The following is a 21,847-nucleotide window of genomic DNA, read 5'->3' as shown; positions in this document are numbered from 1 at the left end:
CCAAAGCCTTCAGTTCAAACCTTGAACCTTAAACTTTAAACCCTGAACTTTAAATTACTTTAGCCTCGTTGTGAAGCAGGTTGATCAATTCATCAAGATTATCGGCATCAACAAGCTTGATATCCCCTTTTGGTTTGGGTTTTTCGAATTTAACGGCTTCAGAATGTGTCGCTGTATCTACAGGATCAATTACGTTAAGCGGCTTTTTTCGCGCCTGCATAATTCCGCGCATGTTAGGAATGCGAAGGTCGCTTTCCTGTACAATTCCCTTCTGGGTACCTATTACTAATGGAAGATTTGTCTTTAGTGTTTCTTTTCCTCCATCGATTTCGCGAATGGCCGTAGCTTCATTTCCTTCTACTTCCAATCCTATACAGGTATTTACGAAATTTGCGCCAATGAGACCGGCTACCATTCCGGGAACCATTCCGCCGTTGTAGTCGATAGATTCGCGGCCGGCAATTATAAGGTCATAACCACCATCCTGTGCTACTTTTGCTATTTGTTTGGCAACATAGATCCCGTCTGTAGCGGGTGTGTTTACACGTATAGCGCTATCGGCACCAATAGCCAAAGCTTTTCTTAAAGTAGGTTCGGTCTCTGTGCCGCCTACATTCACCACATCTACTGTTGCACCTTGCTTCTCTTTGAACCACATGGCCCTTGTAAGACCAAATTCATCATTTGGATTGATCACGAACTGCACCCCCGCGGTGTCGAATTTTGTATCACCTTCAGAAAAATTAATCTTTGAGGTGGTATCAGGAACGTGACTAATACACACTAATATTTTCATATATCTCAGAATTTTGTAAATAAAAATTATAAATGGATTACGAAGATACATAAAAACTGAGGAAAAATACTGTGCGTGCATAAGAAATTTTTGTTCTCAAGTTGGCCATAATCCTTGTTTGAATTACTATTTTTGTGATTCGAAAATTTTAATCAAATACGTGTAATGAAGACAATCCAGTTCAGGGAAGCAATTGCCCAGGCCATGACAGAAGAAATGCGCAGGGATGAATCTGTGTACCTTATGGGAGAAGAGGTTGCTGAATATAATGGTGCTTATAAAGCATCAAAAGGGATGTTGGATGAATTTGGTCCAGATCGCGTGATCGATACACCCATCTCAGAATTAGGTTTTTCCGGAATAGGTGTTGGTAGCGCCATGAATGGAAACCGTCCCATCATAGAATTCATGACCTTTAACTTTTCCCTGGTGGGAATTGACCAGATTATAAATAACGCAGCCAAGATGCGCCAAATGAGTGGTGGGCAATTTAATGTTCCCATTGTATTTCGTGGGCCAACAGCTTCGGCAGGCCAATTGGGAGCTACCCACTCACAGGCATTTGAAAGCTGGTATGCCAATACTCCGGGATTAAAAGTAATTGTACCTTCTAACCCTTACGATGCAAAAGGACTTTTAAAAGCGGCTATTCGCGATGACGATCCTGTGATCTTCATGGAGTCTGAGCAAATGTATGGCGACAAGGGAGAAGTGCCCGAAGAAGAATATGTACTGCCAATTGGTAAAGCAGACATTAAAAGAGAAGGTAGCGATGTAACTATTGTTTCCTTCGGAAAGATCATCAAGATCTGTTATAAGGCTGCTGAAGAACTTGAAAAAGAAGGAATTTCATGTGAGATTATCGACTTGCGTACCATTCGCCCGATGGATCATGAAACTATCCTGGAATCTGTAAAGAAAACCAACCGCCTTGTTATTGTTGAAGAAGCATGGCCATTTGGAAACGTAGCTACAGAGATCACTTACCAGGTGCAGTCACAGGCATTCGATTTCCTTGATGCGCCAATTGTAAAGATCAATACTGCCGATACTCCTGCTCCTTATTCTCCGGTACTACTCGAAGAGTGGTTGCCAAATCACAACGATGTGATCAAAGCAGTGAAAAAGGTTATGTATAAGGACTAAATAATGCCCTTCCAAAAATGACATTTTTGAGCCTCCTTTTTGGGAGGCTTCTTTTTTTAAATGCCAGATTCCAAAAGCCAAATTCCAAAACAGTTTACCTTGGGGTAATTGTGGCTTCTCTTCCCCCTAAATTTCCGAAGGGGAACTTAGATTCGAATTGGAATTTAATGCCTGGAATTTGGGATTTGTTGTTTGGAATTTGCTACGCCATTTGTGAAGAAAAACTTAAACTTTGCGGCAGGGAGCAACTTCTAAATATTTTATATCTGCTTAAAACCGAATGAAGTATTATATTTGCCGCCCCCTAAAGACAAAAACAGACTAAATTATACTATATAGTAATGAGTAAAACATTTGATGTTCTTATCGAGATCCCCAAGGGAAGTCGAAATAAATACGAGTATGACTTCAAGCTAAAGAAAGTCCGTTATGACAGGATGATCTTTTCTTCGATGATGTATCCTGCAGATTACGGGTTCATTCCTGAAACTCTGGCCCTTGACGGCGATCCGCTTGATGTGCTGGTACTGGTAACAGAGCCAACCTTCCCCGGTTGTGTTATGGAGGTAAAGCCAATTGGAGTATTCCATATGGCCGATGAAAAAGGACCCGATGAAAAAGTGATCTGCGTACCGGTTTCCGATCCTATCTGGAACAGGCTTAACGATCTTGGCGATGTGAATGGCCACCTTATAAAAGAAATTGAACACTTCTTCCAGGTCTACAAAGATCTTGAGCAAAAGAAAGTAGATGTTGAAGGTTGGGGCGATGTTAATGAAGCAAACTCCATCATCAAAGATTGTATTCAGAGATATAAAGACAGTAACGGGGAGAAGGGTAACTTCTCCATCATGTAACCGTTTCAGGATATAAGACAGGAGGCTGTCTGGTAAGGCTATTACTGCGTTATTCTTAATTTTTCAGGATCCTATTAGGAACTGAAATATTTAAGGAGCGACAGGGAGAAAGCTTTACCGGGCAGCTTTTTTTTTGTGCACGCCTCATTTTCACCTCTTTCTAAAAGCTGAATTTCAACCAGTCTATAATAAAAATTAAATCTTCCTTACATTTTCTTTCAAAAATGTATTTTCTCCGGCTCATCTCCCGTTATGGCTGAGGATAAACAAAGATTTCCTCTCAGATTATGAGAAAGATCATTTTTATTAATCCATATTTATCCCTCTTTTGCTAACTTTAACAGCGTAAATAAATTTAACAAAAAATTATGGAATCATTGATGATTTGGTTGCCGGCTATTCTGGCAATCATAGGGCTCATTTTCATGTGGGCAAAACGCTCCTGGGTTTTAAAACAGGATGCGGGAGATGGAAAGATGAAGGAAATTTCATCTCACATTTATGAAGGAGCTCTTGCTTTTCTTAATGCCGAATACAAGATCCTTACTATTTTTGTTATTGTAGCCAGTATCCTGCTGGCAGGAATATCTTTTATTGTTCCCACTACTCATATTCTAATTGTTGTAGCTTTTATATTTGGAGCTATTTTTTCGGCTTTCGCCGGAAATATCGGGATGCGCATCGCAACTCAATCTAACGTTCGTACTACACAAGCCGCAAGAACAAGCCTGCCGCAGGCACTAAAAGTGTCTTTTGGTGGCGGTACCGTTATGGGACTTGGAGTTGCCGGTCTTGCCGTTCTGGGATTAACAACTTTCTTCATCATCTTTTTCCACGTCTTTATGGGCGGGGAGTGGACCGATGTTCACCAAATGACCATCGTGCTTGAAACCCTTGCCGGTTTCTCTCTTGGAGCCGAGTCTATTGCACTATTTGCTCGTGTAGGTGGTGGTATTTATACCAAAGCTGCCGATGTGGGTGCCGATCTTGTTGGAAAAGTGGAAGCAGGTATTCCTGAAGATGATCCGCGTAACCCGGCAACCATTGCCGATAACGTGGGTGATAACGTAGGTGACGTAGCCGGAATGGGTGCCGACCTCTTCGGAAGTTATGTAGCTACCGTACTTGCCGCCATGGTACTTGGAAACTATGTCATCAAAGATATGGGCGGTAATATTGTTGCTGAAGGTTTCGGCGGAATTGGACCAATCCTTCTTCCAATGGCCATTGCAGGTTTCGGAATTATATTCTCTATAGTAGGAACGCTATTGGTGAAGATCAACAGCAATACTGCCAAGGAAGCTGAAGTTCAGTCGGCGCTAAACAAAGGAAACTGGTTCTCTATCGTACTGGTAGCGATCTCTTCTTTCTTTTTGGTGACCTGGATGTTGCCAGAAACCATGCAAATGGAATTCTTTGGGGAAGGGCCACAACAAATCTCCTCAATGCGGGTATTCTATGCTACTCTGGTTGGGCTTGTAGTAGGAGGAGTGATCTCTGCCGTAACCGAATATTATACAGGACTTGGTAAAAAGCCTGTAATGTCTATAGTACAAAATTCCAGCACCGGTGCCGGGACAAACATTATTGCAGGTCTTTCTACCGGAATGATCTCTACTTTCTATTCTGTACTTCTTTTTGCTATCGCTATCTGGGCCTCTTATGCCTTCGCAGGTTTCTACGGAGTAGCACTTGCAGCTTCAGCAATGATGGCTACCACTGCAATGCAGCTGGCAATTGATGCCTTTGGGCCAATCGCCGATAACGCCGGAGGTATCGCCGAAATGAGCGAACTACCTTCCGAAGTTAGAGAAAGAACCGATATTCTTGATTCTGTAGGAAACACTACTGCTGCAACCGGAAAAGGTTTTGCAATCGCTTCGGCAGCGCTTACCTCTCTTGCACTTTTTGCAGCCTACGTAACCTTCACAGGAATTGATGGGATCAATATTTTCAAAGCTCCTGTTTTAGCCATGCTGTTTATTGGAGGAATGATTCCCGTTGTTTTCTCTGCCCTTGCAATGCAATCAGTAGGAAAAGCAGCTATGGATATGGTGAACGAGGTGCGTCGCCAGTTCCGTGAGATTCCAGGGATTATGGAAGGAACAGGAAAACCACAATACGACAAATGTGTGGAGATCTCTACCAAAGCTGCCCTTCGTGAAATGCTTTTACCTGGTCTTCTTACTATTGGGTTCCCTATTATTATAGTAATTATTCCTATGGTACTTGGGTATGAAAACCGTCTTATCGCCGAAATGCTTGGAGGCTACATGGCCGGGGTGACCGTGAGTGGTGTGCTTTGGGCAATTTTCCAAAACAATGCCGGTGGTGCGTGGGATAATGCCAAGAAATCTTTTGAAGCCGGGGTAATGATCAACGGCGAGATGACCTACAAAGGGTCTGAAGCTCATAAAGCTGCTGTAACCGGTGATACCGTGGGTGATCCTTTTAAAGACACTTCAGGGCCTTCAATGAACATCCTTATCAAACTTACCTGTTTGATTGGGCTTGTGATCGCCCCTATTTTGGGTCAGGATATGGAAATAGCTACCACGCCAGAAGTTGATGAAGTAACCATACTTCAGGAGGAAACAGAAGTTGAGCCTGTAGCCCAATTTTCAACCGATAAACAAGAAGCCCTTGTTACTGCGGAAAAAATAGCTGCAGCTGTGAAAACTTCCGAAGCAAATACTTCTGAAGCAAAAACTTCCGAAGTGACCTCTCAAAAAGAGTAATTTCCGAAGAGATTTGCTAAAATATTTTTAAAATCCCCTGCAACTGCGGGGGATTTTTGATTTTAAATGTACCTTGAATGAGGTGTTAAAAATGCCATTTTAAAACCCTCTTTATGAAGCTCTTTTCCAGGCTCAAAAATTACCTTACTGCAAAACCTGAAGTGAAACTGGCTACTTACCGCAGTTACGGCACAGCCAGCCACCTGTACCTGCTGGGGCGTGCCATTGATGATGATAACCTGAAGATGCATGAAGACCAGAGTTTCTTTAGAACCCTTGGCAACACCTATAAACAGTTTGATAGTTATGAGATTGCAAATACGGGGGTGACGCTAAGCCTGCCAAACGGTACCGAGCTTACCACAAAGACAAATGCCGAAGGATATTTTCTCTTTGACAAAACCATTTCTCTTAACCTGAAAGAGTTTGCCGATGACGGCGGGTGGCTAAAGCTGAAATGTTCCTTTTCAAATGAGGTGCCCAACAGCATAATCACCAATGAAAATAATTTTGAAGCCGAACTGCTTATTCCGCCGCAAAAGGCCACTTTTGGGGTGATAAGTGATATTGATGATACCATTTTGCACACAGGGGTAACTTCTTTTTTGAAATGGAGGCTCATCAAAAATTCCCTTTTTAAGAACGCTCACAAAAGGATATCCCTGGAAGGCGCCCCAAAATTCTATCGCGACCTGCACGCTGGTAAGAAAGGGAATGAACAAAACCCTATGATCTATCTGAGTAACAGTCCGTGGAATTTATATGAGTACCTGAAGCTCTTCCTGGAGATCAATGATTTTCCAAAAGGGCCAATTTTGCTTCGGGATTTTCGCACCCCATTTGACAGAACCCTCAAACCCGAGAAACCTCATAAACAAAAGGAGATCATCAACATTTTAAAGACCTATCCGCACCTCAATTTTATACTCATTGGCGATAGTGGTGAGCACGATCCTGCTATCTACACCGAGATCGCTGCCCAGTACCCGGACCGTATTCTGGCTATTTACCTGAGAAGCGTAAAGCACCGCCGACAAATGCGCAGGGTGAGAAGTATTGTAGATAATTTCGAAACAGTCCCTCTTCTTATGGTCGAAACCTCAGAGCAGGCCCGCGAGCACGCCAGGCAACACGGATTTATTTAAACAGAAGCCGTAAGGTTTAAAGCACAAGTCTCAAGTTCCAGATTTTACGGAGAATTATCTTCCGCCGGAGGAAAGCCCGAAGAACGAAGTAAAACCCGTAACTACCAACTTCTATCTCCCGTCTAAAGCCTACCGTCTAAAGTCTACAGACTACTTAAAAAGTCCGTTAAGCTCCCCATCCACCCTTGTGATAATGTTCCCGAGATCTTCAGGGTTATCTACAAAGTTGATATTATCAACATCTATGATGAGCAGGTTTCCTTTGTTGTAGTTGTGCACCCAGGCTTCGTAACGTTCATTGAGGCGGCTTAGGTAATCTATAGAAATAGAATTTTCGTAATCTCTCCCGCGTTTGTGGATCTGGGAAACCAGGTTAGGGATACTGCTGCGCAGGTAGATCAAAAGGTCTGGGCCCTGCACCACACTTTCCATAAGATCGAAAAGCGACCGATAGTTTTCGTAATCGCGATTGGTCATCAGCCCCATAGCATGCAGGTTAGGCGCAAAAATATGGGCATCTTCATAGATGGTGCGGTCCTGGATTATCGCCCTTCCGCTTTCCCGAATTTCTAAAATCTGCCTAAAACGGCTGTTCAAAAAGTAGATTTGCAGGTTAAAAGACCAGCGTTCCATTTTGTTGTAGAAGTCTTCGAGGTAAGGGTTTTCCAATACGTCTTCATACTGGGCTTCCCAGTTAAAATGTTTAGCTAGTGATTTGGTAAGGGTGGTTTTTCCCGCCCCAATATTTCCCGCAATGGCTACGTGCATGTTGAGTGAATTTGGCTGTTGATAGATGAGTGGTGAAAACTTCAGGTGGTAAATATAAGAGAATTAACAGATGTATTAAAAACTGAATTCAGATTAATTGCTTCGGAAAAATGCTGTTTTAAAGCAGCAATCTGTAACTGAAGTTTTTAGTTATTGCCATCAAATTCCGTAAAAATGCTTCGGAAAAATACCTGTCAAAAATGGCATTTTGGGATCACAATGCCCGGAATACTTCCGCAGCAGAACAGGTTTCGCACTTTGAAAGCATCCAGAGGCAGTCAATAAAATCGGTGATCATGTGAAAGGCCAGGCCAATCATCACCAACCGAAAGATCTTGTGCCTGATGAAAATCGCACCCAGGAAGTAAAGCGGAATCACATATTCCGAATGCAATACATGAAACCCAATGCTGCAGCGGCCGGGTTGGAAGATTGGAGTAGCCAGTAGATGATCTACATCAACAAGCATAGTGGCCAGCAGGATGAGCCAGTATTTTTTCCAGTTCGTTTTGTCGTACCAGTAAGCAATAGCGCCAATAAAGATAAAGTGGAGAAAATAATGGGTGATGGTTTGAATCAATGGTTTCGGGATTAAAGATCGATGTTCAAGTTGCGAAGAATCAGGTTTTCAAAAGCAGGTTTATTCAAGGAAAAATATAGTTTGTTGCTGCACGAATTAAGATTGATAACCGATGCAAGATAGTCAGAAATTGGAATAAGGAATAGGAGTGAGCTAAAGCCTCTTCAAAAATGCCATTTTTGAGACCTGTCTTAAATCCCATTCCTTTTCCCCAACCCTAAAGGGAGGGAATGGATTTTTAGATGTTGATATTTTGAAAAAAGTTGGGCTAAAGCCCTTTCTCTCTGTTCTTTTTAATCCTCCGGCTAAAGCCGGAGGTAATTCATGTTTTATGTGGAGGAGATTTATTTCCGGGATTATGTTGTAACCAGCATTTATGTGGTGCTGCTAAGGTTCCTGCTTTGTCCCCTCCTTCGGAGGGGTGCCCGCAGGGCGGGGTGGGGGAGGGCTACACTATATTGTCATCAGGAGCTATGATTCTTCTATGTTGTCCCTACAGGACATTTTATTGGGATATATTAATAACTCGGGGCTTTGGCCCCGGGCTACACATATTTTGCCCCTCTGGGGCTATGATTCTAGTGCTGATATTTTTTGCTTAAAGCCCTCTCAAAAATGTCTTTTTTGAGACCTCAAGCAATTCATGTTTTGCATGGAGGAGATTTAATTCCGAGAATATGCTGTCACCGGAATTTATGTGGTGCTGCTAAGGTTCCTGCTTTGTCCCCTCCTTCGGAGGGGTGCCCGTAGGGCGGGGTGGGAAATGGACTTCCCGGGCTTTAGCCCTATAACGAGAAATGGATGAACAGTTTGCACTGTCCACCCATCTTTCAGACCTGAAAATCACTCCCCCAAATGACTTCAGATCTATATTTATAATATTTAGAATGGTTAAATTTTAATCAGATCCAACTCCACTGCAATCAATAGTCTGAATTTGTTCATAAGCCTCCTGGTAGTAGTCACCCCAGTAGGGACAGTCATTGAAATCACTGTAGAAGTCAAGCAGCGCATTCTTATAAGCTTCACAATTTGCAGTAGTTTGATTTTCAGAAAAAGCTGTCAGGGCTGCTGTTACATCTTCATATTCGGCTTCAAAATTTGCACATCCGGCGGCGGCATCATCATCACTTCCAGAGTCATCATCTGAACAGGACTGAAAGCCTGTAAAGACTGCGAAAAAGATCATTAAAAGAAATATAGATTTGATTTTCATAATTTTAAATTTTAGTTGATTTGACAATCTGATGCAGGGCTTCGAATTAAAAAGACACTATACATTCCGGAACCACTCCTCAAACCTGTCTCCCAATACAGGAACTGGTTTCAGCTTTCCGTTAATGGAGTTTATAAGTCCCATGATCCATAGATATAACAGGAAGATAGACCCGAAAAAACTCACCAGCCAACCCAGGATAGGGATCATTCCAACGGCAAAAACAGCGATCCCACAAACAGTTAATCCTAAAGATTGCTTGATATGGTAGGCAGCAAATGCATCTTTTTTCTCATTGTTCATCACAAAGGCTATGATTAAACCTATGAAGGTTAAATAAGCGATGACTGCCACTGTAGTATCTTCGGTCTTATTATTTTGAGTTTCAGTTTGTGTGTTTCCGGTTTCCATAGAAGTAATTTTTAGGATTAGAATTAAGGCTCTGGTCTCTGGTAAGAAGTAGCTTAAAAATTGGTTGGTTAGAAAGCTTTTTTCAGAATTATAAAGACTTAGATACTGAATTTCACACCGGCTCCAATCACCAGCTGACTTCCATCTATGATGACATATTTAACTTCGGCAAAAGGGGTGATGCCGCTTCCAATCTCGAAATTCGCGCCCGCTCCCAGGTTTAAACCAAATCTTCCGTCACTGGTTTCCATGGAAGAATCACCAAAGGGCGATTCGTCAAAGTCGAATTTGACATGGGTGTAATTGAGTCCCGCAATCCCATAAAAATCCAGACTTTCGTTTTCTACGAAGTAGTAATTTGCATTTCCGTTTATTTCCCACCAGTTCAAACTGACGCCAGATTCATCTTTTGGGAAATAATAAATGAAGCCGGGAGATATGCTTAGGTTTTCCATAACAGGAATTTCAGCATTGACCCCAATTCCCACATTTTCAATTTCGGTTCCATAAGCAACCATAGCACCCAGGCGGGTATCATTTTGTGCATTGGCCACAAAACAAGTTCCCAGGAAAATTAAAGCGCTGGTAAAAAGTAATTTAGTTTTCATTCTGTAATAGTTCAAAGGTTAGTGTTTTAGAATTTTTCAGAAGTTATTTTTTCCGATTGATTGGTGTAAAAGTCAGTAAATTAGATGATTATGAAGTTGGTTAATGAGTGTAGAGGGCTTGTCATTTAGGGAAGACAGTGAGGAAACTATTCAAAGGATGATTTTGGATGAGTTTGTACAATATTCCCTTGCCTAATTCATATGGGGCTTATCCTCAGGAATAAGAGCATTTAGTCCCGAAGTTTTTTAAAAGGTCATTTATAAGACTTACATTTATTAGGGTAAACCATTCACTTTTTGAAGTTTAGTAAAAATGAGAGTAGCAATTGTTGATGATGAGGTGCATTGTGTGGAGGGGCTGGTCCTGCATGTCAAAAGCAAATTTCCCGAAACTGAGATCGTCTTTAAGGGGACTAAACCTGAAGATGCGCTCATAGCTATTCCTAATGTAAAGCCCGATTTGCTCTTTTTGGATGTTGAAATGCCGGGAATGAATGGTTTTGAATTGCTGGATCAACTTTCTGAAGAAACCTTTGATGTCATTTTTACCACCGCATACAGCCAGTATGCCGCACAGGCTTTTAAGGCCAAGGCCGTGAATTACCTGCTTAAGCCAATTGATGAAACCGAATTTGAAACCGCGGTGCAGCAATGGAAAAAAGAAAGGGAAATGAAAAAGGACCTTTCTTCTGATAGAATGAATGAGCTGTTGAACCACATGAAAAGGGAGGGGATCCTCAAGAACAAAATAGCAGTGCCGGTGACTGAAGGCTTTGAGTTTATCGAAACCAATGACATTTTATATTGCCAGAGCCAGAATAATTACACCTTACTATTTACTACCAATAACCGGAAACTGGTTTTGAGCAAAACCCTCAAGGAATTTGAGAAATTGCTCGACAAATACTTTTTTATCCGCATTCATAAATCCTATCTCATCAATCCCAATTACATGCAAAAGTATTATCGGAATGATGGAGGTTATCTTGTGATGCAGGATGGAAAATCCATCCCGGTGAGCAAAAGTAAAAAGGACCTTATCACGAACTTATTTGATGCAATTACCAAAACGGCTTAACAAAATTCATGGCACTTTCTTTCTCCGGAAATTTCTTTTGAACATTTCAGGAAATTACTGCAGATCCCTATGCCTATTTAGTTTTCTGTTGATCCTGCTGTGCTCCACTTCAGGCTTTCCCCAATCCCGGCTCGATAGTCTCAAAACATCTTTTGAAGAGGAAACCAATGATTCCCTGAAAGTGGTCTATGGTATACAGATGCTAAGAGAGTTTCACCGGAATGAACATAAGGAAGAAGAGGAATATGACCTGGCCCGCGGACTAATTCAGAAGGCATTGAATACAGGAGATTCCCTGCTGTATGCCAGGACCCTCGATAACCTGGGGCTGCTTTACAGGTATCACCAGCGTTACGATGAGGCGCTGTCTTTGCATACAAAAGCCTTTAATCTGGTGGAGGATATGGAAGTTGATCCCGTCCATAAAATGATCTTTGCAAATAATGCGGGGGTGGCAGGGCGTTACAACCAGAGATATGATACGGCGGTTTCCTATTACATGAAGGCTTTAAAGATAGCCGAAGAGGAGAATGATCTTAAGAATATCGCTATTGCCGGCAACGGGATTGGCAATACCCTGGGGAATATTCCGGGGCGACAGGATGAAGCTCTGACTTATTTTGAACGTTCCCTTGAGGCAGAAAAACAGCGAGGCAACAGTCTTGGGGTGGCCATGAATTATCTTTCTATAAGTGACTACTACATTGATAAGGAGGAGTTCACGACCGCGCGAAAGTATCTTGATGAACTGCTTAGGATAAACCGCGAGAGAGAAGATAATTACGGACTTGCGATTACCTATGAGTTCTATGGGAAATCTTACCTGGAGGAGGGCAAAGACCTTGACAAGGCTGCTTATTATTTTGAGGATGCCCTCAGTAGATTTGAAAAAATTGGTGATGCGCATCAACAGGCGCAGATTCAGGGGAGTTTAGGAGATGTTCGGTTCAAACAGGATCGACTTGTTCCTGCGAAGAGCTATTATGAGAAATCCCTTGAACTCGCCAAAGATCTTAATCAGCATGGTTTGATCATGAAGAATTCCTATCAGCTGGCAGAGATTCTTGAAAGACAGAATCAGCCTTCAGCAGCTTTGCAGTACATTAAACAGGGGAAGGCGTATGAAGATAGTATTAAACTGGAAGAACAAAATGTTGAGATAGCTGCTCTCATTCGGAAGTATGACATAGAGAAAAAGGAAGATCATATTCAGCTGCTTGAGAAGGACAAGGCGCTGCAGCAAACTCTTCTTGACAATCAGCAACAAAAACTGGAGCGGCGCAGGATCCTTATGTTGCTCCTTGGCACAGGCCTTTTATTTATCCTCGTGATTTTCCTGTTACAGTATCGCAACCATCAAATGAAAAAGAAGGTCAACGCCCGTATTTTGAAAGAGGAGAAAGAGAAGATGAAAGCCATTTACGAGCGCAACCTGGCCCGGGCAGAGATTCTTGTGACCCGCCTGCGTGTCAATCCACATTTTATCTTTAACAGCCTTAACGCCATCACCTATCTTATACAAAGCAATCAAAACGCCAAAGCCATGAAATACCTGGTGGTGTTTAGCCGCTATACCAGGATGGTGCTGGAAACCTCTCAAAAACATGTGGTTCCTTTATCTGAAGAACTTAAGCTGACGCAATATTATCTCACCCTTGAAAAGAACCGTTTTGAAAAGGATTTCACTTTTGAAATAAAGGGAGAAGATGCGCCTGAAGTTGAAAAGATCCTGATCCCTCCATTGCTGCTACAGCCGCTTATCGAAAATGCCATTTGGCACGGACTGCTTCCCAGCAAACGTGAAACAAAGAGGTTACTCCTGGAGGTGATTCCTGAAGGAGAGATCGTGAAGATCATTATCGATGACAACGGAGTGGGCAGAAGTGGTATCGAAAAAAGGTCTGCGGAAAAAGATCATAAAAGTATGGGGATGCAGATCATTAAAGAAAGAATAGAACTCTTCAACAAGAGCTATTCGGGGCATATAGATTGTGAAGTCATTGATAAAAAGGACGAACAGGGAAAACCTGAAGGCACCCGTATTGTTTTCAAGCTAAAACAAAAGATCTTATCCGAAAATCCTGCTGAACTTCTTTCCTGAATTGGGAAATCTGAAACAAGATTTGCTCTTCAGATTTTAAATTTCCATTGTATTACTCTTAATTGGGCTAAAGCCCACTCTAAAATGCCTTTTTTGGAACCCCCGGCTAAAGCCGGAGGCAATTCATAATTTTAACCTCCCCTCCTTCGGAGGGGGGGGGGCGCAGGGTGGGGTGGGAGAGGGCTTCAATATTTTACCCTCTAAGCCAATAATTATTCTGCCAATACATTTGACAAAACCCTCTCAAAAATGCCATTTTTGGGACCCATATCAAAACCCATTCCTTTTCCCCAGCCCTAAAGGGAGGGAAGGGGTTTTAGACATAGATATTTATAATTGTGCTAAAGCCCTTTTTCTTTGTTCTTTTTGGTCCTCCGGCTAAAGCCGGAGGCAATGCATTTCTGTTTTATCCCCTCCTTTGGCGAGGTGCCCGCAGGATGGGTAGGAGAGGTCTAAAATCCATCAATTGCCCCCACCTTCAGGTGGAGGATTAATATAAAATCAGTTCCAGGGCTTTAGCCCAATCCGAGCTCCGGAGGGGCGATATATTTCTAGCCCCGGATTTTCATAAGAAGAATGAGAGTCCCAGAGGGACGGCATATATTAAAGAGGCAGTTCTGGATCAACTGGAGAAATTCCTCTCAAAAATGTCATTTTTGGGATCCCAACCTAAAAACCCATTCCTTTTCCCCAACCCTAAAGGGAGGGAATGAGTTTTAGACAGATATATTTACAATTGGGCTTATATGATTCAAAAAGATCCTTTTTCCGAAGGAAAAAGAAAAGCCGAAATCCAAAGGATCCCGGCTTCTCCATTTCTAAAATCTCATATCTCATATCTCATATCTCATGTCTAACAGCGAAGCGATCCAATATCTAACAGCGCAGCGGTCTAATCACCCATTATACAATATTCATTATACATTATACAATCCCTAATGCGCCATACATCCATGTGCATGCCCTTCCTCATGCCATCCAAAAGAAGGATTGTAATTGTTGTTCTCCCAGTAAAAATTCAGTCTTTCTTTCGGTTCGTTTCCAATCTCGTTCATAGTACTGGCATCATAAAGTCTTCCGTTTACCATGGTGTAGATGATGCTGTTGGAGTTTCTGATATCCTCCAACGGATTTTCCTCCAATACCAGCAAGTCAGCGAGTTTACCGACTTCCAGGCTTCCGATCTCGTCACCCAGACCAAGGTATTCTGCGGAGTTGATAGTGGCAGTTTTTAAGGCTTCCATGTTGCTCATGCCGCCCATTTGTATCAGCCACAGCTCCCAGTGTGCTCCAAGGCCCTGTAATTGTCCGTGGGCACCCATGTTCACTTTTACGCCGATGTCCGAAAGTTCTTTTGCAGTTTCTGAAACCAAGATAGGTCCGTTTTCGTATTCTTCATCAGGTATTTTGGTGCGATGTCTTGAACGGGAATCTATTACAGAACGCGGCGTGAATTCCAGAAGTTTCTCATTCTCCCACACATTGTGCTTGTCGTAGAAATAATATTCCCCGTTGATTCCACCGTAATTTACGATGAGCGTAGGCGTGTAGCCTGTGTTACTGTTGCCCCAAAGCGTTTTAATATCTTTATAGACAGGCGCGATTGGGATGTTGTGTTCAATCCCGGTATGCCCGTCCACGATCATGTTCATGTTGTGGAAGAATGTACTTCCGCCCTCAGGCACCACATTCATGTCGAGTTCTTTTGCTGCCTGCATCACCTGCTGGCGCTGCTCCCGGCGCGGCTGATTGTAACTTTTAACTGAAGTCGCCCCAAATGCTTTGGTCCTGCGTAAGGCAGATCTTGCGTCTTCCAGACTGTTGATCTCGGCTTTGAAATCTCCTTCGGCCCCGTAAAGGATGATCCCGGTGGAGTAGAGGCGTGGGCCAACCATTTCGCCGCTCTTGATCAATTCGGCCATTCCGAAGACGGTTTCACTCAAAGCAGAAGGGTCATGCGCGGTGGTAACCCCGTAAGCGAGGTTTGCAAACGCAGGCCAGTGCTGCTGCGGCGTTAATCCGTATCTAAAAGCGCCAATGTGAGCATGCGCATCTACCATTCCGGGCATGATGGTCTTGCCTTTCACATCATAAACTTTCGCATTTTTCGGCACATTTACTTCGGAAGCATTCCCTATCTGCACGATCTTGTTGCCTTCGATCACGATACTTCCGTTCTCGATCACTTGCTCGCCGTTCATGGTGATGATGCGGGCATTGGTGAAAGCGATCTGTCCTGAAGGCACATCGGTCTTTACTTTTAAACCAATCTTTGTTCCCTGCTCGGTAATTGGCGGAATGGAATCTACCGAGTTCTCTAAAAAGGTAAAACGCTCGGTAATTTTATTGGTGAAATATTCATCTCCCAAAGTCCAGTGCACATTCTGGCTATCGTTAGACCAGTGGATGTTGATCCCTGCATCTTTCGCCAGCTGACTCACCGGAACGGTTTTGGAATTGGGTCCTATTTCCACAGCTTTACCTGTCATTAACAACGGAGCCACGTAAGCTTTGTGCAGGTTGCTAAAGGCTACCCATTTATTGTCGGGGCTTGGTACGAGTCGGCCGCCGTACTTTGATTCCATGTGCGTGCGCTCGTCTTTTCCGTTGAGGTCAACACTCTTCAGCTTCTTGGTAAGACTTCCGAATAAATATCCCCCCGTTTGGAACAGGATGCGATCATCATTGGTGTTAAACATCGCGAATTCCCCCTCATCATTGATCTTCCTTAAATTCTCTCCGGAAGCGTTCATCAAATAGATTCCGGGATTCTTTGTGAAAGTCCTTCCGAGGTCAGAATTTCCGCCTTCCTTGTTGAAGACGATCATGCGCCCGTCACTTGAATAAGATGGGTTCCTGAAAATGCCTTTTTCGGCAGTCAGTTTTTTGGCATTCCTTCCGTTAAGGCCAACTGTTCTTACAGCGCCCATATTGTCGTCACTCCAGGTCACGTATACGATGCTCTTTCCGTCGGGAGAGAAAGCCGGTTCAAATTCGAATTCTTCAGCTTTGGTGATCCTTTCCGGAGAACCATTAGGAAGGCTTTTCTTCCACAGGTAACCCACGGCATTGAAGACAAGCGTCTTTCCATCGGGAGAGGTGACCGCGTGACGAATTACCTTCGGGTTAAATTCTTCGGAAAAGACTTTGTGCTTCACCTGGTGCGCTTCTGCAATTTTGATGGTGTTGTTCACCTCAAACGGAATTTCAGAAACACGGGCGTTCTCAATATTCGCTTTTTTGATCTTTCCCTGGCTCCAGAAAACGATCTCCTGGCTGTTGGGCATCCAGCCAAAGCCAGGATACACGCCAAAGATGGCCCATGCTTCCTGTTGATCTTTGCTCAACTGATCATTCACCGGCCATTCCTCGCCTGTTTCGAGGTCGTGGATGTAAAGCACCGAGTTGGTACGCACGCGTTTTACAAAAGCCAGCTTCTTCCCGTCGGGTGACACCTGTGATCTCGCAGCACCACCCGGTCCGCCGGTAACGCGGTCGATCTCACCAGTTTCGAAGTCATAGCGATTGATCACGTAGATCTGGTTGTTTGGGTCTTTATTATATTGAAAATATCCTCCCGGATACACATCCTGGCTGTAGTACAGGTAGCGGCCATCGGGCGAGATGCTGGGCTCATTGATATCCTGTTGCTCGTTGGCTTTTTCTACCAGCTGAATCCCCGCGGCGCCTGCCCCTATGTGGTACATCCACATCTCGCCGGCTCCAAGGGAACGGCCCGAAGTGAAGTGCTTACGGGCCACAATTGCATTCCCGTCGGGCATCCAAACCGCGTTGTTGAGCAGCCTGAAATTCTCTTTGGTAAGTTGCTTTGCATCGCTGCCATCGGCATTCATGATCCAGATGTTGTCGCCACCACCGGCATCGCTGGTAAAGGAGATACTTTTCCCGTCGGGGCTAAAGCGCGGCTGCACATCATAGGCCATGCCGCTGGTGAGTGCCGTGGCTTTCCCACCACTGGCAGGCATAAGGTAAATATCCCCTAAAAGGTCAAAAACGATCTGCTTCCCATCGGGGCTTACGTCGAGGTTCATCCAGGTGCCTTCATTGGTGTTGAGGTCAACTTCCTTGATGTTCCAGTCTGAGGTATAGGGATCGTTGACATCCCATTTTTTGTCATCTTTCTTTTCTTCTTCCTGCGCGAAAATGGCGGAGGTGGTCATTAGCAGGAGTAATGCCAGTAGGGGTTTGTGGATCATAAGTGAATTTTGAAAATTTTAAGAGGGCTAAATATAGGGATTTTTTGAAGGTTTTATTGCTGAAGGTGCAGAGGGGCAGAAGACGTTCAAAAGTTTCTTCAGGAATAGAGGTTTCTGTAGAAAATTATGTTATTTTTAACAACTCCCTACAAGTCGATTTTATTCAGTTCCTACTGCTGGTATAATCTTTAATAAATATTATAAAAGCTGTCAATGAGCAAGAAGAATTACTACATTCTTTTAGGTAATGGGTTTACTATAGACTTAATAGATTTTTTAGCGTCCAAAAAGGACAGAAGTATAAATGTTAAAAATTTATTTTCAAATGGAGAACTTGTACCGTGGCCAGGTAATGATAAACCGGGATTTTTATCTTATAGATATTGTCCTAATTTATGGACTTTAGGAGCAAGGCCTACCATGACTGACAAAGATGCTATGGAGTTGATTGAGGATATAATAACCTGTGCGAACATACTTCATAGGAATAACAAAAAATCAAAAAATATATATATCAAGGCTTATAAAGAATTAGTAATTTATTTGCAGGCATTATTTGTGCATTATGACAATCAGATAAATATTGATACTGAAGAACTCTCAGAGTGGGCCTGGTTTAAATTTTTGAACAAAATATACAATTCGGAGGAGGTGGAAAAAATCCATATTGTGACCTTTAATTATGATATCTGGCTTGAACGAGTTTTTAGAAGAAATAATATTGACTTTGATATTTCCAATGTGGACGAGAAAGGGAAAAAAGTTGTTATTTATAAACCCCACGGATCCATAAGCTTCTCGCATAGAGTTAAAAAACCTAAAGAAGCTTTTGAAATACGCTACGACAGTGATTCCAGTGACGGAGAAATAAAAGAATTCTCCTTAAATTATACCGAAATTGACGCTCTAAATTCGGTAAATGCAATCATTCCCCCGGCTGGTGATTCTAGTAGATTAAATTTTAAATGGGCCAAGGAAATTCGAGATAAAGCAAAATCTGTCGCAAATGCATTAAGTAAAGATGATGAACTATTAATTTGCGGTTTGTCCTATTGGCATGTCGACAGGTTGGAAATAGATTCTATCTTAACAAGTATTAATCCGGACATTGAAGAAGTAAAGGTTATAAATCCTTATACTCCCAAGGTATTTAATGCTATTATAACTACTTTATTTGATAAAGTTATTTTTTACTGCAATTCCAAACCACTATTATAATGAATATTCTAAATAGAAATAGTACAACTATAAATATTGCCAATTTTTGGGAAAATTATCAGTTGAATAAATACAATTTCGATCCAGGCTATCAAAGAAAAGGAGATGTTTGGAGTATATCGAAAAAATCTTTTTTAATTGACACCATACTAAAAAATTTCCCTATACCTCCTATATTTCTACATCAACACATTGATGAAGATACGGGTAAAACAATGTATGATATTATTGATGGAAAACAAAGGTTAGGTTCTATTTTGAGTTTTATCAATAACGAAGTGAGAACGCCAGATGATTTTCACTCCGACAATTTTGGAATTCCCGAATTATCTGGAATTTATTTTCAAGACTTAGATACTGAGGAGCTAAATATTTGGAAAAAGGCTTTTTGGCGTTATGACATAACTATTGAATTTGTTGATACAGACCAAATTGAAGTAGTCAATAATATTTTTGATAGATTAAATCGTAACGGTGAACCTTTAACGAAACAAGAATTGAGGAATGCAAAATACAACTCAAATGCTTTTTATCAATTAATTAGGAAACTATCAAATGAACCTGCACTGGCGCCAATACTGGACAAACTTCAACGTAATCGTCTAGAAGACGAAGAGTATGTTACTGAGCTTCTTATAACTTCCATTACTGATAATGTCATACCAGGAGATAAACCAGAGTTTATAGATTCTCAAATTGAATCCCACTTATCAGCAAATGAACATGAGTTAAATGTTTATGAAGCAGTCTTTAAAAAATCATTAGAATTTATCTCAAAATTGGATTTAGATTATAAAAGTTTGAAGATAGACGGGGTTAGTCATTTTTATGCATTGTGGGGATTAAGTATAGAATTTTTGAGAGAAATTAATATTGAAGATATCGATTTCAACAGTCTTAAATCAAAATTAGAAGATTTCTATCTCAAGTATATAACTAAATCTGAGGATGAAAATATTCAAGAATATAGGGTGACTATGTCAGCTGGAACAAAAGGAGCAGCTAGGAGAAAACGAAGAATAGAATCTTTAATTAGATATTGTCAAGAGCAGTAAAATTTAGATTGCTAATTATTTCAATGCTAGAAACCTCGGACAATAAAATTTGTGATTCATATTCTTATTCAGAATTGATCTATGAAAAACTTCGGTAAAACTATAAAGATCTTCCTGGTAGACGGGGAGCCAAATGGCAGGATGACCTGTGAATTGTCGAATTGGACTGGGAAAGCATTGAAGATTCCCAGAAAGAAAATCAAAGAATCATCAGACCGGCCGGAGTTGGAAAATACCGGTATTTATATACTCTTTGGAAAATCTGATAAATCAGAGAATAAAGAACTGGCATATATTGGGGAAGCAGAGGGGATTTATAAAAGACTGAACCAGCACTTATCTGCAAAAGATTTCTGGAATGAAGCCCTTGTCTTTGTAAGCAAAGATGAAAACCTGAATAAGGCCCACATCAAATACCTGGAGAGTAGGCTGCACGAGATTGCATTAAAGGTAAATCGCTACGACCTCGAAAATGGGAATATCCCGCCGCGATCCTCCATTTCAGAAGCAGACAAAGCAGAGATGGAAGAGTTCCTGGAAAACATCAGGTTGCTGGTGAATGCTCTTGGATATAAAATCTTTGAAGACCTCAGGAAACCCCAAACAATTCAGGAAGAGGTAAACAATACCTTCTATATAAATTCAGTAAGAGGTGCCAACGCAAAAGGCCAAATGACCAACGAAGGTTTTGTGGTTTTAAAGGATTCAGAAATAGCAAATTCCATAACCAATTCCTTTCCGGAGAATTGGGTGAAATTTAGACAAAGCCTGATTAACGACAATATCGTGGTTGAGGTGAATAACAAGCTTGTGCTAAGGGAAGATCATTTATTTTTAAGCCCTTCAGCCGCTGCTGCTGTCGTTATGGGAAGAAGTGCAAATGGTTTAACGGAGTGGAAACTAAATGATGGCCGTCCTTTAAAAATGGTGGAATCTAATTCCTAAAATACCTTTCAAAAATGCCATTTTTGGCACCTTCATTTAATCCATGAAATTTCACACCGGATCCTTTCGGAGGTTATGGAGATTCCGTTTAAATGGATATTATTATTTGGGAACAATGGGGGCCGATGGCATGCCATCGGCCTTTCGATTTGAAAAAATACCTTTCAAAAATGGCATTTTTGACTACCTTTAAAGGCCTCCCCCTAAAAAACCCTAAAATTTATGTCTGCTAAATCGGGGAATAAATTTCGGAATGGATCCATTAGGTTGCAACATTGGGATTATGGATGGGATGCGGCATATTTTATTACTATTTGTACCAAAGACCGGAAACATTTTTTTGGAGAGGTTCAGGATGGGGAAATAAAATTGTCATCTGCCGGTGTGATCGCCAATGTGCTGTGGTATGAAATATTACACCATGCGAAAAATGTGGAATTGGGGGAATTCGTGGTAATGCCAAATCATATTCACGGAATTATTATTTTGAATGGGAATAAACCACCCTGGACAATGGAAGGTAATGACAGGATTGTGGGCTCAAGGCATGTCTTGAGCCCACAATCAATACCACAACAATCTACCGATGGATTAATAGATGAACCCAATACCCCTGAACCCGAAATGACACCGGGCCAAAAACTGTTTCAAAATCAGGGGAAAAACACGGTTTCCTCTATTGTAGGTTCCTATAAATCGGCAGTGACCAAACATGCAAACCGGTTAAAATTGGAATTTGGCTGGCAATCCCTCTTTTACGATCATATTATTAGAGATCACCAGTCTTTTGAGAGGATTTCAAATTATATTAAATACAATCCAGCAAACTGGAAAGATGACAGCATGTTCCCGGAACAATGAAATCATTATTCTTCAAACATACCTCTCTAAAATGTCATTTTTGACACCTCCTTTCGGAAATTCCAAATTCCAAATTCCAAATTCCAAATTCCAAAACTTCTAACTTC

17 protein-coding genes are annotated in these 21,847 nt (G+C 41.8%); 10 read left to right on the top strand and 7 right to left on the bottom strand.

Translation table 11 applies throughout. The features are described from left to right. Positions 1-49: 49 nt before the first annotated feature. Positions 50-796, bottom strand: coding sequence for an electron transfer flavoprotein subunit beta/FixA family protein (locus ACQ93I_RS09640; RefSeq protein WP_431698321.1), 747 nt, complete (start codon positions 794-796; stop codon positions 50-52). Positions 797-961: 165 nt separating this feature from the next. Here ACQ93I_RS09640 and ACQ93I_RS09635 point away from each other — a divergent pair, with 165 nt between their 5' ends. From ACQ93I_RS09635 to ACQ93I_RS09620, 4 genes are all read left to right on the top strand, one after another. Then, entirely contained in the window at positions 962-1,942 is a 981-nt protein-coding gene (locus ACQ93I_RS09635; RefSeq protein ID WP_266070492.1) for a pyruvate dehydrogenase complex E1 component subunit beta, read from the top strand. A 341-nt stretch (positions 1,943-2,283) separates the two neighbouring features. Next, the gene (locus tag ACQ93I_RS09630; protein ID WP_431698320.1) at positions 2,284-2,799 is read left to right on the top strand and encodes an inorganic diphosphatase; all 516 of its coding nucleotides are present in this window, start codon (positions 2,284-2,286) and stop codon (positions 2,797-2,799) included. Between the two features lie 368 nt (positions 2,800-3,167). Beyond that, complete coding sequence (locus ACQ93I_RS09625) at positions 3,168-5,537, top strand: sodium-translocating pyrophosphatase (RefSeq protein WP_431698319.1); 2,370 nt, start codon at positions 3,168-3,170, stop codon at positions 5,535-5,537. A gap of 113 nt (positions 5,538-5,650) precedes the next feature. Further along, on the top strand, positions 5,651-6,682 hold the full coding sequence (locus ACQ93I_RS09620) for an App1 family protein (protein ID WP_431698318.1): 1,032 nt from the start codon (positions 5,651-5,653) through the stop codon (positions 6,680-6,682). A 150-nt stretch (positions 6,683-6,832) separates the two neighbouring features. Here ACQ93I_RS09620 and ACQ93I_RS09615 read toward each other — a convergent pair whose 3' ends face one another. The 5 genes from ACQ93I_RS09615 to ACQ93I_RS09595 form a co-directional block, all read right to left on the bottom strand. Next, a complete protein-coding gene (locus tag ACQ93I_RS09615; RefSeq protein ID WP_266070497.1) occupies positions 6,833-7,450 on the bottom strand; it encodes a deoxynucleoside kinase in 618 nt (205 codons plus the stop codon). Positions 7,451-7,664: 214 nt separating this feature from the next. Continuing rightward, positions 7,665-8,030, bottom strand: coding sequence for a DUF6122 family protein (locus ACQ93I_RS09610; protein WP_431698317.1), 366 nt, complete (start codon positions 8,028-8,030; stop codon positions 7,665-7,667). An 898-nt stretch (positions 8,031-8,928) separates the two neighbouring features. After that, positions 8,929-9,246, bottom strand: coding sequence for a hypothetical protein (locus ACQ93I_RS09605; RefSeq protein WP_431698316.1), 318 nt, complete (start codon positions 9,244-9,246; stop codon positions 8,929-8,931). A 57-nt stretch (positions 9,247-9,303) separates the two neighbouring features. Next, positions 9,304-9,657 carry a DUF4870 domain-containing protein gene (locus tag ACQ93I_RS09600; RefSeq protein WP_431698315.1) on the bottom strand — a complete coding sequence of 118 codons (354 nt, stop codon included), beginning with the start codon at positions 9,655-9,657 and terminating at the stop codon, positions 9,304-9,306. 98 nt (positions 9,658-9,755) lie between these two features. Further along, complete coding sequence (locus ACQ93I_RS09595) at positions 9,756-10,265, bottom strand: outer membrane beta-barrel protein (RefSeq protein WP_431698314.1); 510 nt, start codon at positions 10,263-10,265, stop codon at positions 9,756-9,758. A gap of 313 nt (positions 10,266-10,578) precedes the next feature. On the opposite strand from ACQ93I_RS09595, the gene ACQ93I_RS09590 reads away from it, so the two are divergent. Then, positions 10,579-11,343, top strand: coding sequence for a LytR/AlgR family response regulator transcription factor (locus tag ACQ93I_RS09590; protein WP_431698313.1), 765 nt, complete (start codon positions 10,579-10,581; stop codon positions 11,341-11,343). Then, positions 11,321-13,444 carry a tetratricopeptide repeat-containing sensor histidine kinase gene (locus tag ACQ93I_RS09585; RefSeq protein WP_431698312.1) on the top strand — a complete coding sequence of 708 codons (2,124 nt, stop codon included), beginning with the start codon at positions 11,321-11,323 and terminating at the stop codon, positions 13,442-13,444. Before ACQ93I_RS09590 ends, ACQ93I_RS09585 begins: the two co-directional genes overlap by 23 nt. Before the next feature lie 935 nt (positions 13,445-14,379). On the opposite strand, the gene ACQ93I_RS09580 is transcribed toward ACQ93I_RS09585, so the two are convergent. Further along, entirely contained in the window at positions 14,380-17,661 is a 3,282-nt protein-coding gene (locus ACQ93I_RS09580) for an amidohydrolase family protein (protein WP_431698311.1), read from the bottom strand. Between the two features lie 213 nt (positions 17,662-17,874). Between ACQ93I_RS09580 and ACQ93I_RS09575 the strand changes: the two genes are divergently transcribed. The 4 genes from ACQ93I_RS09575 to ACQ93I_RS09560 all read left to right on the top strand — a co-directional run bounded on the left by ACQ93I_RS09575 (position 17,875) and on the right by ACQ93I_RS09560 (position 21,740). Continuing rightward, positions 17,875-18,879 carry a hypothetical protein gene (locus tag ACQ93I_RS09575; RefSeq protein WP_431698310.1) on the top strand — a complete coding sequence of 335 codons (1,005 nt, stop codon included), beginning with the start codon at positions 17,875-17,877 and terminating at the stop codon, positions 18,877-18,879. After that, complete coding sequence (locus tag ACQ93I_RS09570) at positions 18,879-19,934, top strand: DUF262 domain-containing protein (protein ID WP_431698309.1); 1,056 nt, start codon at positions 18,879-18,881, stop codon at positions 19,932-19,934. Before ACQ93I_RS09575 ends, ACQ93I_RS09570 begins: the two co-directional genes overlap by 1 nt. Before the next feature lie 81 nt (positions 19,935-20,015). Beyond that, a complete protein-coding gene (locus ACQ93I_RS09565) occupies positions 20,016-20,879 on the top strand; it encodes a GIY-YIG nuclease family protein (RefSeq protein ID WP_431698308.1) in 864 nt (287 codons plus the stop codon). A 222-nt stretch (positions 20,880-21,101) separates the two neighbouring features. Further along, positions 21,102-21,740 (top strand): transposase, encoded by a 639-nt coding sequence (locus ACQ93I_RS09560; protein WP_431698307.1) that lies wholly within the window; start codon positions 21,102-21,104, stop codon positions 21,738-21,740. Positions 21,741-21,847 lie beyond the last annotated feature (107 nt).

Source organism: Salinimicrobium sp. WS361, from assembly GCF_050750585.1.
Classification (GTDB): domain Bacteria; phylum Bacteroidota; class Bacteroidia; order Flavobacteriales; family Flavobacteriaceae; genus Salinimicrobium.
The sequence above is the reverse complement of the archived record's forward strand: the minus strand, read 5'-3'. Positions and strand labels throughout refer to the sequence as shown.

Coding starts and splice junctions, on each gene's coding strand:
- ACQ93I_RS09620 (WP_431698318.1), top strand. CDS start 5,651: ATGAAGCTCTTTTCCAGGCTCAAAAATTACCTTACTGCAAAACCTGAA.
- ACQ93I_RS09575 (WP_431698310.1), top strand. CDS start 17,875: ATGAGCAAGAAGAATTACTACATTCTTTTAGGTAATGGGTTTACTATA.
- ACQ93I_RS09560 (WP_431698307.1), top strand. CDS start 21,102: ATGTCTGCTAAATCGGGGAATAAATTTCGGAATGGATCCATTAGGTTG.
- ACQ93I_RS09570 (WP_431698309.1), top strand. CDS start 18,879: ATGAATATTCTAAATAGAAATAGTACAACTATAAATATTGCCAATTTT.
- ACQ93I_RS09640 (WP_431698321.1), bottom strand. CDS start 796: ATGAAAATATTAGTGTGTATTAGTCACGTTCCTGATACCACCTCAAAG.
- ACQ93I_RS09605 (WP_431698316.1), bottom strand. CDS start 9,246: ATGAAAATCAAATCTATATTTCTTTTAATGATCTTTTTCGCAGTCTTT.
- ACQ93I_RS09565 (WP_431698308.1), top strand. CDS start 20,016: ATGAAAAACTTCGGTAAAACTATAAAGATCTTCCTGGTAGACGGGGAG.
- ACQ93I_RS09630 (WP_431698320.1), top strand. CDS start 2,284: ATGAGTAAAACATTTGATGTTCTTATCGAGATCCCCAAGGGAAGTCGA.
- ACQ93I_RS09585 (WP_431698312.1), top strand. CDS start 11,321: ATGCAATTACCAAAACGGCTTAACAAAATTCATGGCACTTTCTTTCTC.
- ACQ93I_RS09595 (WP_431698314.1), bottom strand. CDS start 10,265: ATGAAAACTAAATTACTTTTTACCAGCGCTTTAATTTTCCTGGGAACT.
- ACQ93I_RS09580 (WP_431698311.1), bottom strand. CDS start 17,661: ATGATCCACAAACCCCTACTGGCATTACTCCTGCTAATGACCACCTCC.
- ACQ93I_RS09615 (WP_266070497.1), bottom strand. CDS start 7,450: ATGCACGTAGCCATTGCGGGAAATATTGGGGCGGGAAAAACCACCCTT.
- ACQ93I_RS09600 (WP_431698315.1), bottom strand. CDS start 9,657: ATGGAAACCGGAAACACACAAACTGAAACTCAAAATAATAAGACCGAA.
- ACQ93I_RS09590 (WP_431698313.1), top strand. CDS start 10,579: ATGAGAGTAGCAATTGTTGATGATGAGGTGCATTGTGTGGAGGGGCTG.
- ACQ93I_RS09635 (WP_266070492.1), top strand. CDS start 962: ATGAAGACAATCCAGTTCAGGGAAGCAATTGCCCAGGCCATGACAGAA.
- ACQ93I_RS09625 (WP_431698319.1), top strand. CDS start 3,168: ATGGAATCATTGATGATTTGGTTGCCGGCTATTCTGGCAATCATAGGG.